Origin of the sequence: Pseudomonas sp. (assembly GCF_049645325.1) — a bacterium.
GTDB lineage: Bacteria > Pseudomonadota > Gammaproteobacteria > Pseudomonadales > Pseudomonadaceae > Aquipseudomonas.
The window spans coordinates 1-12468 of the sequence record NZ_JBARTQ010000612.1 but is presented as its reverse complement, the minus strand read 5'-3'; the positions used below and the strand labels follow the sequence as shown (position 1 = coordinate 12468).

The following is a 12468-nucleotide window of genomic DNA, read 5'->3' as shown; positions in this document are numbered from 1 at the left end:
GGCTGGCGCTTTATTGACGGACGACGCCTCAAGCAGCTACAGCAACAAAATTCATGCCAGCTCAGACCTTGGCGTCAAACAACACGCTGCTGGCGTCGTGCAGGCTTTGTGCGAGTTTCAATGCCGTTTCCGAAGGGATCTGACGAATCACCTCGCCGCTGTCGGTCGCAATGACCTTGACCACAACCTGATGGGTTGTGTCATCAATCGAAAAATCCAGGTTGCGCTGGGCAGCCTGGACGAATTTGCGAATATCCGTGACGGCCTGTTCAAGGTCGGACGGTTTCGAGTCTTGCCTGGTTGGAACCGCGGCCGCCACAGGATCAACCTTGGCTTTCTGCGGGTCGCTGTTCACGGGGGCAGGAGCGCTCTGCGGCGCCGCTGCAGGATAAGACAGGTTCAGCTTCACACTCATGTCCATGTCCAATCTCCTCATCACGCAAAAGACAAAAGGGCACGTAAACGCGCCCTTCCGTCATTCATCTACCGATGGCTATTACTGAAGCAGCTTCAGTACAGCGGACGGCAGTTGGTTGGCCTGGGACAGGATCGCAGTGGAAGCCTGTTGCAGGGTTTGTTGCTTGGTCAACTGAGCAGTTTCAGCAGCGTAGTCAACGTCCTGGATCTGACCGCGAGCGGCGCTGGAGTTGTCGGAGATACTCTGCAGGTTGGCAACGGTGTTGTCGAAACGGTTTTGTACAGCACCGAGGCCGGCACGCTGGGAGTCGATGTCGGAGATCGCCTGGGTGATTACGTCGATCGAGTTCTGTGCGTTGGCAGCAGTGGTGATGTCAGTGTTGTTGACGGTGGTTTTGGTGGAGTTGGCAGTAGCAAACAGACCAGCAACACCAGTGCCGCTCAAAGAGTAGCTGCTGGAGGAATTCAGCGAAACCGAACCGGTGGCGATGATCGGACCGGCATCCAGAGCAACGCCGGCGCCGAAAGTACCGCTACCGTCTTGAGTGCCAACTTTGATACCTGCGACAGCACCTGCGTTGCCACTGTTGAAGGTCAGGTTCTCACCGGTGGCGGACTTGACCGACAGCGCTTGGGTGGTCGAATCGTAGTTAACGGTGATGCCCAATTTGGCGGCGTTAGACTTCAGTTGGTCAGCCAGATCGGAAGCGTTCATCACACCAGTGAACTGGACTGCTGTACCGGTGGTACCAACTTGCAGGGTGAAGTTAGCGCCAGTCGGGCTTGCAGTAGCCAGGGCAGCGTTATCAAAAGTAAATTGGGCCACAGTGCTGGCGGTAGCCGCCAAACCGCCGACAGCACCGTTCATTTGAGCAGCAATCTGCCCGGCGGATGCTTTAGCAGCGATAACCAGTGGGGTGGACTGGCCGCCACCGGTAACGTTGATCGTGCCGCCGGCATAACCGGTCGCGCTTGGAGCAACACCTGCGGATTTCAGCTGCTGCGAACCAATGTTGTTGGCTGCAACGTTACCGATGCTCATGTCGATGGTCTGGTTGGCGTTGGCGCCGACCTGGAACGAAGTGGTACCGAAAGAACCGTCCAGCAGGTTCTTGCCACCGAAAGTAGTGGTGGTAGCGATACGGGTCAATTCAGCAGTCAGTGCTGCGTATTGAGCCTGGTTCGACTTACGGTCGTCAGCGCTTGGCGAGCCGTTGGCGGATTGCAGAGCCAGGGTACGCATGCTTTGCAGGATGTTGGTGGACTGCTGCATGGCGCCTTCAGCGGTCTGAGCAATCGAGCTGCCGTCGTTGGCGTTTTTGATTGCAACGCCCAAGCCGTTGATTTGGCTGGTCAGACGGTTGGAGATTTGCAGGCCGGCCGCATCGTCTTTGGCGCTGTTGATACGCAGGCCGGAGGACAGACGCTGCATGGAGGTTTGCAGAGCGCCGGAAGCCTTGTTCAGGTTGTTCTGAACGTTCAACGAAGCAAGGTTAGTGTTTACTGTTAAAGCCATGACGAAATCCTCGTGGGTTGTTTACTGCGGCTTCCGGCCCTGGCAACCGCCGGGTGTGGCCTAGAGAACCTTCGTAATAGTTATCGTCGTGAAAGCAGGTTGCTTGAGGACTTTTTTGATTTTTTTTACTAGCACGATGCCACCCCTTGTAATTCAAGCATTTACGCGGGCTCAAACGCCCGCAAATGCTGGGTTTTCTGGCGCCAAATAAAAAACGCCCCGGCTTTTTCAAGCCGGGGCGTTTTTTGTGCAGCCTATTAAAGGATCACGGACGATAGAGAATCGCCGAACCCCACGACAAGCCCACGCCAAAACCGCTGATGGCGACGCGCTTCCAGTCGCCGTCCATCATGTGCTTTTCCAGCAGCAGCGGAATGCTCGATGACACGGTATTGCCGGTCTCGACCATGTCCTTGATAAACTTCTCCACCGGCGCGTCTTCGAAACGCCGCGCCACGGCGTCGACGATCGCCGCACTGCCCTGGTGAATGCAGAAGGCGTCGATCTCGTCGGCTTTCAAGTCCGATTCGTTGAGCAACTCGTGCAGATGCGCAGGCACCTTGAGCAGCGCAAAGTTGAAGACTTGGCGACCGTTCATGAAAAACACCCCGTCGCTGACCTTCAAGTGCGGTGCGCCGGAACCGTCGGTGCCGAACTTCGACTTGCCCAGCAACCACGGCGCGTCGTCCGCCATCCAGGTGGCTGTGGCGGCATCGCCAAAGAGCATGGTGGTGTTGCGGTCTTCCGGATCGACGATCTTGGAATACGGATCGGCGGTGATCAGCAGCCCGTTTTTCAGGCCGGTGGCTTCCATGAAGCCTTTCATCGCATAGATGCCGTAGACGTAGCCGGAGCAGCCCAGGGAAATGTCGAACGCCGCCACGTGGGTCGGCAGGCCGAGTTTGTCCTGGACGATGGCGGCCGTGTGCGGCAAGCCCTCTTCGTCGCCGTTCTGGGTCACGACGATCAGCGCGTCAATCGACTCGCGCTTCAAATCAGGGTTGTTGGCAAACAAGGCATTGACTGCCTCGACGCACAGGTCGGAGGTTTCCTGCGCAGCATCCTTGCGCGGCAGGAACGCCGAACCGATCTTGCCAATGATGAAATCCTCATCCTTGGCGAATTTGGCGCCCTGGGCGTAGTTATCGACCCCGTCTGCCGGCACGTAACTGGCGATGCTTTTTATGCCAATCATTGTGGCTTCCCAATACTAAATAGCTGGAGAACACCCCTCGGGCTACGCCGGGAGTGCTGACAATAAAGGGGATAACCCCGTAAAAATCTCGCTGAAAGCCGCCACGTAAAGACCCGCAGACGACTTATCCTTTTCACACGATACAGTGAAGATGCGCTTTATGACTCACAGGTCACTCAATTTTGTGTGCTTTGTGCAAAACCCGGCAACATTCTGGTCGTCGAAAACGACAACGGCCCACCCTGTTGCCAGGGTGAGCCGTTTTTTCCTGCGCCGATTACATGCGACTGAACAGGGTCAACTGGGAGATTTTCACGAAGGCCAGCTGTGAAGCCTGCAACATGGTCTGCTGCAAGGTCAGGTCGATTGCCGCCTGGCCCATGTCGACGTTGGCCAGGGATGACATGGTGGACGTGTTGGCCAGGCCCAGGCTGGTGTTTTCCTGCCCCTGAATATCCAACGCGTTCTGACGCGCGCCGATAGAGCCGCGCACTTGGTCGATCTGCGCCGAGGCGTTCGCCAGGTTGCCGATGGTGGTGTTCAGCACGTCCTTGAGCGCGTTCTTGGCGACCTGGTCGCCATCTGCCGGCGTCTCCAGGGCCTTGCGCAACTGGCCGAGGGTATCCAGGGCGTTCATGTTCTTGTTGCTGGTGGCCCCCACCGAAAACTGATCACCGGCGCCTGGCGTGCCGCTCACATCAAAGGTGACACCGGCGGCGGTAATCGACGTCGCGCCGGCGGCAATAGTGCCCGAGGCAATCGACTTACTCCCGGCCGAGTACGGCTGGGCGTACACATCGTAGGCCGTGCCACTGGTGAACTTGATCACCGCACCCGAGTTCGGGAACGTGCTGGCGTAGGCCGCCTGATCCGTCACACGGCCGCCGGTCAACTGCGCCGTGGAGGCATTGCTCGCGGTGCGCGAACTGCTGAAGGTATCCGGCTTGCTTTCCAGGGTGAACGCCTTGCCGGCCACCAAGGCATCGGAGGCCGGGCCTGAGGCGACATCCGAGCCCAGGTTCAGGCGAATGTCGAATTTGACCCCGCGCAAGTTGACGCTGGCGGCGCCCTCTTTGGTGGAGTCGAACGTACCGTTCCCGGCGATCTCCGACGTGACGTCATTCCCGTCTTTGTCGGTCACGCTGTACTGGGTGCTGCTGGCGAAGGTCAGCTTGTACGGCTGGCCATCCGCAAAATTCTTGGCGTACGCGGTGCCGGAGGTCACCAGGCCGGCTGAAATCCCGACCTTGCCGTCGTTGACCGAAGGTGGCAACAACGTGGCTTGGGTGCGACCGGCGTTGGAGGAGCTTTCCAGCAAGTCCTTGCCGGTATCGCCGGCGGCGATCGACAGGTTGTTCGACACCTGCAGGCTCAGCGGCGTTTCGTCGCCCTGGTAGGTGTAGGTGCCATCGTTGTTACGGCTGTAGGGCGGCGTATCGGTCTTGGCGCCGGAGAACATATAGTTACCGCTGGAATCCTTGGTGTTGAGCAAACCCAATACCTGATCCTCAAGCGCGCCGACCTGGCTGGCGATCGCCTTGCGATCATCGTTGCTGAGGTTGAGGTTACTCGCCTGCAGCGCCAAGCCCTGTGCGGTGCCCATGGCGGTATTGATGCTCTGCAGCACGCTTTCTTCGTTGGTCAGCGAGTTTTGCAGGCTGGTGATGTTGCCGGTGTACTGGCCCAGCATGTCTTTCTGCTGCTGCAACAGCAGCAATTGCGCGGCCGCCACGGGGTCATCGGAGGCGGTTTGCACACGCACACCGGAGCTCGCCTGGTCTTGGGCCTTCACCACACCCGAATAGTTGTCCTGGTACTTGCTGGAGCTGGTGTCGAAATACTGCTGTGTAGAGATACGCATCGTTCCAGACTCCTTTAAAGGGCGTTAATCAGTGTGCTGAAGGTTTCTTGCGCGGCCTTGATGATCTGCGACGACGCGGTGTAATACTGCTGGAACTTGATCATGTCGCCCGCCTCTTCGTCCAGGTTGACCTGGGACACCGAGTTGCTGGCCGCTTTGTTCGCCGCCAGCAAGGCGGCGGTGGCGGTGCTGTCGGTGTTGGCCTGGGCCGCTTTGGAACCGACCTGCGACACCAGCCGGCTATTGGCGCTGACCAGGCTTACGCCCGAATTGCCATCCACCGCGCCGACCGTCGCCTTGGTCTGCAAGCCCAGCAATTCCTGGGCGTTGCGGCCATCGGAGGTCGCGCCGCTGTTGAACGAAAACGTGGTGCTGTCGCCGTCGGCAGGTGCGCCGGCCACTGTGGTATCAAAACTGAAGCTCTTGCCAGGGATCAGCGTCCCGGTGGCATCACGCATCGGCACATTGATGCTGATCTTGTTGCCCTGCCCCGGGATGATGCTGCCGGTGCCGATCGGGTTGCCTTGCGCGTCGCTGACCGTGTAAGGCTGGGTGCCATCGGCCGCAGGCTTGCCAAACACCATCTTCACCGGCATCGAGTTTTCGATCCCGGTGCGCAATTGCGCGGTCGCGGCGCCGCCGTCGATATCCAGCGGCACGGTCAAGGTCGGCGGAGTGAACGTGCCGGTGCCGGTGTTGGTCTTGCTGGCATTGCCGGCCAATGGCGCGGCAAACGCGATTTTATTCGGGTCTTTGAGATCGACTGTAATCCCGGTCGCACCGTTGGCGGTCGGGCTGACCTTGAAGCTGTCACCGGCAGCGACCGGCCCACGGCCATCGAGCGCGAGGGTAAACCCGTCGATCACCGGCGGTGGCGTGGTGGTGGTGTCGAACGAGCCCATGGCCTTGCCGTCGGAACGCACCACGTTGTACTGGTTGCCGCTGGTGAAGGTGACCTTGTAGTCGAATGTCGAGAGCTTGCTGCTGTCGGCAATCGTCACGTTCAGGTTGCCCGAGCCTGCGCTGTTGCCCGAGGCTGCCTGGCTGCGCTGGGAAATGGCCGCCGCGCTGTTGATGTCACCAAACAACGAGGAACCGAAGTCGCTGTTCAGGTCCAGGCCCTGGCCCAACTGACTGTTGACGCTGTCAGAGGTGGCAATGGCGATGCGCCCCAAGTCATTGATGGCCGGCATCAGCGCATCACTGCGATAACGCAACAAGCCGCCGATGCTGCCACCGGTAACCACCGAGCCGATGTCCATAGGCGTGTCGCCCATGTTCAGCTGGAGGGTGTACTGGCTGTTGTCGGTCTTGCTCGGCACGGCCGAAATGGTATTGGCAATACCGCCCTCGACCAGCGACTGCCCGGTACCGGTGGTGATGCTGAACTGGCCATTCTTCTCGGTGGCAGTGACGCCGATCAGCTCATTCAGCGAACGGACCGCTTCGTTGCGCGCATCCAGCAAGTTGGCCGGCGCGCTGGTCGACGATCCCTGGGCAGTCGAAATCTGCGTATTGAGCGAGGCAATCGAAGACGTCAGCTTGTTGACCTGGTCACTCATGGTGCCCAGTTGGCCGTTGATCGACTCTTTCTGCTGGTTCAACTGCGTGGCGATCGAGTTGAAGCGGTTGCTCAAGGTCTGGGCGCTGGTCAGCAGCAATTGCCGGGCCGACACATCGCTGGGCGTGGCCGCAGCGGTCTGCAGCGAAGAGAAAAACGCGCTGAGCGCTGCCGACATGCCGGTGGACTTGTCCGACAGGGTCTTGTCGATCGCCGAGGCCTGGCCCGCGTAAGCGGCCGCGTCGCTGTTGAGCGCGGTGCTGCTCTGGTAGGCGGCGCCGAGAAAGTCGTTATAAATGCGGCGCACGTCCGCCAGGGTCGTGCCGCTGCCGATGAACACCCCGCCGTACTGGTTGTTGGCGCTGGCGTTCTGGGTGGTCTGCTGACGCGAGTATCCCGGGGTATTGACGTTGGCAATGTTGTTACTCAAGACCGACAACGATCCTTGAGCGGCGTTAAGCCCTGACATCCCGATACTGAGCAAACTCATGATTCAGACCTTATAAATGAGTGGTCGCGCCCGCGGCAGCGTAATTCTGGTAACTGTTCATCGTTTTAGCGATCTGCGAAATCTTGCTGGCGTAGTCCGGGTCGGTTGCGTAACCGGCTTTTTGCAACTCGCGCACAAACTGTTCCGGGTTGTCGGCTGACTTCACAACTTCTTTATAGCGATCATTGCTTTGCAGCAATGTCACGAGGTCATGGAAGCTGTCCTGGTAAGAGTCATAGGAACGGAACTGCGCCGTCTCCTTGACCATCGCCCCATCACGAAACTCGCTGGTGATCGCACGGGCCTGGCCGCCCTGCCAACTCTGGCCGGCCTTGATACCAAACAGGTTGTGGCTGCTGCTGCCGTCTTCGGCGCGCATCACTGACTTACCCCAACCGGTTTCCAGGGCCGCCTGGGCCACCAGGTACTTCGGATCGACGCCGATACGTGCGGCGGCGGCCTTGGCCATCGGCAACATGGTGGCGACAAATTCATCCTGCGAGCTGAACGCCTTCTTCGCCGGTGCGAGCGGCGGCTGGGCCACGGCGCGGCCGTAAACCTGCATCTGGCCACTCGGCGCCGCCGCAAAACCGCGGGCGGCGCTATTGATCACGTTGTCGGCGGCGGCGCTGTTACGCAGCGGCGCAGCCTTGGGGGCCGTGGCCTGGTCGGTATTCGGCACGATGCCGGCCAACAGGCGGTCTGTCAGCTTGCTCGGCAACGAAATACGGCGCTGGTTCATCAGTGCCACGTCGTTGGCGTGGGAGTTTGTGCCTTCGGGCACCGCCACGCGGTACGCCCACAGCGGACGCTCACCGTTGGAGCGACCGAGCGGACCGTTGGCCTTGGTGCCCGCAGCGATATCGGTGGGCACATCAACTTTCTTGGCCGGTGCAGCCGCCGCCGGGCCCTGCAACGTGGCCGCCTGCGCGTCCACCGGTTTGTTCTTCTGCATCTGACGCATCAACACGTCGGCCAAGCCAATACCGCCGCCTTCGCGGGACATCGAGACCGACAGTTGCTGGTCGTACATTTCCTGATACTGCTTGGCGGCCGGCGTGTTCAGCGGGTTGTCTTTGCCCAGCGCTTCGGTGGCCGAACGCATCGACTTGAGCATCTCGCTCAAAAACAGCGACTCGAATTCCTGCGCCACTTTGCGCATGTTGCCGTCGCTGTTCTTGTCGCCGACTTTAAGCTGGTTCAGCCGGTTCAGGTCGGAGTAAGACCCCGAGTCCGCCGTGCTGCTGAGCCCGCTTTTACGCATATCCATGGCCATGGCCTCAGATCACGATCAGGTCGGCTTGCAAGGCGCCGGCCTGTTTCAACGCTTCGAGGATCGCCATCAAGTCGCCGGGCGCCGCGCCCACCTGGTTCACCGCACGGACAATCTCATCCAGCGTGGTGCCGGGGCCGAACTTGAACATCGGCTTGGCTTCTTGCTGGGCATTCACCCGCGAACGTGGCACCACGGCCGTCTGGCCATTGGACAGAGGCCCAGGCTGGCTGACGATCGGGTCTTCGGTGATGGTCACGGTCAGGCTGCCGTGGGTCACCGCCGCTGGCGATACCTTGACGTTCTGGCCGATCACGATGGTACCGGTGCGCGAGTTGATGATGACCTTGGCGACGGCCTGGCCTGGGTCGACCTCAAGGTTTTCCAGGATCGACAGGTAGTCAACGCGCTGGCTTGGGTCCAACGGCGCAGTGACGCGAATCGAACCGCCGTCGATGGCTTGCGCCACGCCAGGGCCGAGCATGTCGTTAATCTTGTCGACCACGCGCTTGGCAGTGGTGAAGTCGGAGCGGTTGAGGTTCAAGGTCAGGCTGTTGCCCTGGTTGAAACCGCTGGGCACGGTGCGCTCTACCGAGGCACCGCCTGGAATCCGCCCGGCCGATGGCACGTTGACGGTGATCTTCGAACCGTCGCGACCTTCAGCGTCAAAACCGCCGACCACCAGGTTGCCCTGGGCGATGGCGTAGACGTTGCCGTCGATACCTTTGAGCGGGGTCATCAGCAAGGTGCCGCCGCGCAGGCTTTTGGAGTTACCCATCGATGACACGGTGATGTCCACCACTTGCCCCGGTTTGGCGAACGGCGGCAGGTCGGCGCTGATCGACACCGCTGCAACGTTCTTCAACTGCACGTTGCCCGACCCAGGCGGCACCTTGATGCCGAACTGCGAGAGCATGTTGTTGAAGGTCTGCAGGGTGAACGGGGTCTGGGTGGTCTGGTCACCCGTACCGTTGAGCCCCACCACCAGGCCGTAGCCAATCAACTGGTTGGAGCGCACGCCGGAAATGCTCGCGATGTCTTTCAGGCGCTCGGCCTGGGCGACAGCGCTCAAGGAAAGCAGGAGTGCCGCCGCCATCAGCTGTTTGATGTTCAAAGTGGCCACCTAGAAAGGGAACAGCGGGCTAAGGAAGAACCGGTCGAACCAGCCCGGCTGACTGGCGTCAGCAAACGAACCTGTACCCGAATAGGTAATGCGTGCATCGGCAATCCGCGTCGATGGCACAGTGTTGTCGGTGGAAATGTCATCGGCGCGAACCATGCCCGCGATCCGTACCAGCTCGTCGCCGGTGTTGAGGGTCATCCACTTTTCACCGCGCACGGCAATGATGCCGTTGGGCAATACATCGGCGACGGTCACGGTGATCGAACCGGTCAGGCTGTTGCCCTGCCCCGCCGCGCTCTTGCCGTTGGTGGCACGGTCGCCGCCATAGCCGGCATTCAGGCTCAAATCGGCGCCGCCCACCGGGTTATTGGTGGTGAGGCCGCCACCGAACAGCGACGTCAGGCCAATGCTGGTCTTACTGGTCTTGTCGATCTGCGAGTTGGCGTTCTTGCTGGCCTGGGTCTTCTCGTTCAGGGTGATGGTGATGATGTCACCGACCCGGAACGCCTTGCGGTCGCTGTACAGGTTCTGTTCAAAACCGGCCTGGTAGATCGAGCCATTGTTGGCAGCCGCCGGCAACGGCGTGCGTGGCAACACCGGCGCGTAGTACGGGTCATTGGGTTTTGGCGTCGGGGCGACACAGCCCGCGAGCACGGCAATCCCACTCAATGCCAGAACAGAAACGTAGCGATTCATGACCCTTACCTCACGGTATTGCAGGCGCCATCAATGGCGCCCCATAGACTTGATTACAGATTCTGCGTTACGAACGAAAGCATCTGGTCGGCGGTGGAGATCACCTTGGAATTCATCTCGTAGGCGCGCTGGGTGGTGATCATGTTGACCATCTCCTCAACGGTGCTCACGTTGGACGTTTCCAGGGTGCTTTGCAGCGTGGTGCCGAAACCGTTCAGGCCAGGCGTGCCGATTTGCGGCGCGCCGCTGGACGCGGTTTCGAGGAACAGGTTATTGCCGATGGCTTGCAGGCCGGCCGGGTTGATGAAATCGGCGGTTTGCAGGTTGCCGATCACTTGCGAAGCAGGGTTGCCCGCCACGGTGATGGACACAGTGCCGTCATTGCCGACGGTAAAGGTCTGGGCGTTGTTCGGCACGACAATGGCCGGCTCCAGGGCGAAACCGTTGGCCGTCACGACCTGGCCGTTGGCGTCGAGGTGGAAGGTACCGTCACGCGTGTAGGTGGTGGTGCCGTCCGGCTGCAGGATCTGGAAGAAGCCCTTGCCATTGACCGCCAAGTCCAGCGGCTGACCGGTTTGCTGCAAGTTACCGGCGGTGAAGTTTTTCTGGGTGCCGACGATCTGCACACCGGTACCCAGTTGCAGACCCGACGGCAATTCGCTGTCCTGGGTCGACTGGGCGCCTGGCTGGCGCTTGATCTGATAGAGCAAGTCCTGGAACTCGGCGCGGTCACGTTTGAAGCCCGTGGTCGACACGTTCGCCAGGTTGTTGGAAATGGTGGTCAGGTTGGTGTCCTGGGCGGACAAACCTGTTTTGGCAACCCATAGAGCCGGAAGCATGCTGTTCTCCTTCGTGCGCCTGTTTGTTGGCGCTGCGCTGCAAAATTAGTGGTCGGTCAGTGACGTCGCTATCAGCTCATCGCCAGAACGCGGGTCATGGCCTGGTCGTCTTCTTTAGCGCTGTTCATCATCTTGATGTGCAGCTCGAACTGTTTGGAAAGTGCCAATACTGCGGTCATTTCTTCCACCGCGTTGACGTTGCTCGCCTGCAGGAAACCCGAGGTCAGCGTGACCTTCGCGTCGGCCTGGGCTGGCTGGCCATCCTTGGTGTGGATGGTGCCGTCGAGGCCCTTGGTCATGTTCTTGAGGTCGGGGTGGACCATCTTGATGCGGTCCACTTCAGCCATCACACGCGGGCCTTCACCCATGGCGCGGATGCTGATGGTGCCGTCGGCACCCACTTCGACTTTCTGCTCGGGCGGCACGGCAATCGGGCCGCCGTTGCCCATCACCGGCATACCGTTGCCGGTACGCAGCACGCCGAGTGCATCGATATTCATGCTGGCGCTGCGCACATAGGCTTCGCTGCCATCGGGGGTTTGCACGGCGATCCAGCCGTCACCGCTGACCGCCACGTCGAGGTCGCGACCGGTTTCGATCATGGCGCCCGGCGAGAAGTCGGTGCCCGGCCGCTCGGTCAGGGCAAACGCCCGCGCCGGAAAGCTGTCGCCAAACACCGGCATCGAACGCGCCTGTTCCAGGTCGCGCTGAAAACCGTTGGTGGAGATGTTCGCCAGATTGTTGGCATGGGCCTTCTGCGCCAGTGCATTCTGGCTGGCGCCGGTCATTGCCACATAAAGGTACTTGTCCACGCTTTATCCTCTTTCTGACGGACGCTTGCCGCCCACCGCTGTACTGATGAGGCTTAAGCAATTTGCGAACCAACTTTTTAAAAGCGGGTTAAATGCAGGCTGGGCGGGGGTTTGAGGGTGGGTGGCGGGAAATGCGGGTTGGGGGATAGTCGAAAAAACGGCGGAGTTATGCCGCTTACGGCAAGGGTGGTGTTGGGTGGGTTGGGGTGTATATCCGGTTTTGGGGTGATGGCTGCTATTGGTTCCGCTTTTACAGCGGGTCACTTTCGAAAAGCGCGAAAGTAACCAAAGCGCTCTTGCCCCTCCACTCGGTGCCTCGCTTAGGCTCGGCATGCCCTCACGCAGGCTTTGGAGCGTGGTTAACGGGGCGCCTGAGATCAAGATCACAAGCAGGATCAAGATCAAGATCTACAGCACGGCGGCCTGAAAGCCGACCTGAGTGGTTGGATCAAGAGCGGGGCACAAGCGAGAGCTGTGGCTGACCCGATCACTCAAGCCGCACTTGGTCAAAGCTGGGAGCTGGCTTGTCGGATCGTCGCACCGCTGCGATAGCATCAATTGAGTGTGCCTGAAGGAGCGAGTTGTCTGCATCGCAGGCAAGCCAGCTCCCACAGAAAAGCAGATCGGCTTCTGCTCTTGACCTGGCTGTTGCTTCAACCACTCAGGTCGGCTTTCAGGCCGCCGT

10 protein-coding genes are annotated in these 12468 nt (G+C 60.1%); all 10 read right to left on the bottom strand.

From position 1 onward, the window contains the following. Positions 1–61: 61 nt before the first annotated feature. Positions 62–421, bottom strand: a complete 360-nt coding sequence (locus tag WBB95_RS25700; RefSeq protein ID WP_424490129.1) for a flagellar protein FlaG — start codon at positions 419–421, stop codon at positions 62–64. A 75-nt stretch (positions 422–496) separates the two neighbouring features. After that, the gene (locus WBB95_RS25695) at positions 497–1933 is read right to left on the bottom strand and encodes a flagellin (RefSeq protein ID WP_424490128.1); all 1437 of its coding nucleotides are present in this window, start codon (positions 1931–1933) and stop codon (positions 497–499) included. Between the two features lie 265 nt (positions 1934–2198). Next, positions 2199–3128, bottom strand: a complete 930-nt coding sequence (locus tag WBB95_RS25690) for a ketoacyl-ACP synthase III (RefSeq protein WP_424490127.1) — start codon at positions 3126–3128, stop codon at positions 2199–2201. A gap of 277 nt (positions 3129–3405) precedes the next feature. Further along, positions 3406–4989 carry a flagellar hook-associated protein 3 gene (locus WBB95_RS25685; RefSeq protein WP_424490126.1) on the bottom strand — a complete coding sequence of 528 codons (1584 nt, stop codon included), beginning with the start codon at positions 4987–4989 and terminating at the stop codon, positions 3406–3408. A gap of 14 nt (positions 4990–5003) precedes the next feature. Next, positions 5004–7040 carry a flagellar hook-associated protein FlgK gene (gene flgK / locus WBB95_RS25680; RefSeq protein WP_424490125.1) on the bottom strand — a complete coding sequence of 679 codons (2037 nt, stop codon included), beginning with the start codon at positions 7038–7040 and terminating at the stop codon, positions 5004–5006. 10 nt (positions 7041–7050) lie between these two features. Beyond that, the gene (gene flgJ, locus WBB95_RS25675) at positions 7051–8316 is read right to left on the bottom strand and encodes a flagellar assembly peptidoglycan hydrolase FlgJ (protein WP_424490124.1); all 1266 of its coding nucleotides are present in this window, start codon (positions 8314–8316) and stop codon (positions 7051–7053) included. Positions 8317–8320: 4 nt separating this feature from the next. After that, positions 8321–9409 (bottom strand): flagellar basal body P-ring protein FlgI, encoded by a 1089-nt coding sequence (locus WBB95_RS25670; RefSeq protein WP_078738632.1) that lies wholly within the window; start codon positions 9407–9409, stop codon positions 8321–8323. Between the two features lie 27 nt (positions 9410–9436). Continuing rightward, a complete protein-coding gene (gene flgH / locus WBB95_RS25665; RefSeq protein ID WP_424490123.1) occupies positions 9437–10132 on the bottom strand; it encodes a flagellar basal body L-ring protein FlgH in 696 nt (231 codons plus the stop codon). A 53-nt stretch (positions 10133–10185) separates the two neighbouring features. Continuing rightward, the gene (gene flgG / locus WBB95_RS25660; RefSeq protein ID WP_071483250.1) at positions 10186–10971 is read right to left on the bottom strand and encodes a flagellar basal-body rod protein FlgG; all 786 of its coding nucleotides are present in this window, start codon (positions 10969–10971) and stop codon (positions 10186–10188) included. 71 nt (positions 10972–11042) lie between these two features. Next, positions 11043–11783, bottom strand: coding sequence for a flagellar basal body rod protein FlgF (locus WBB95_RS25655; protein ID WP_424490122.1), 741 nt, complete (start codon positions 11781–11783; stop codon positions 11043–11045). Positions 11784–12468 lie beyond the last annotated feature (685 nt).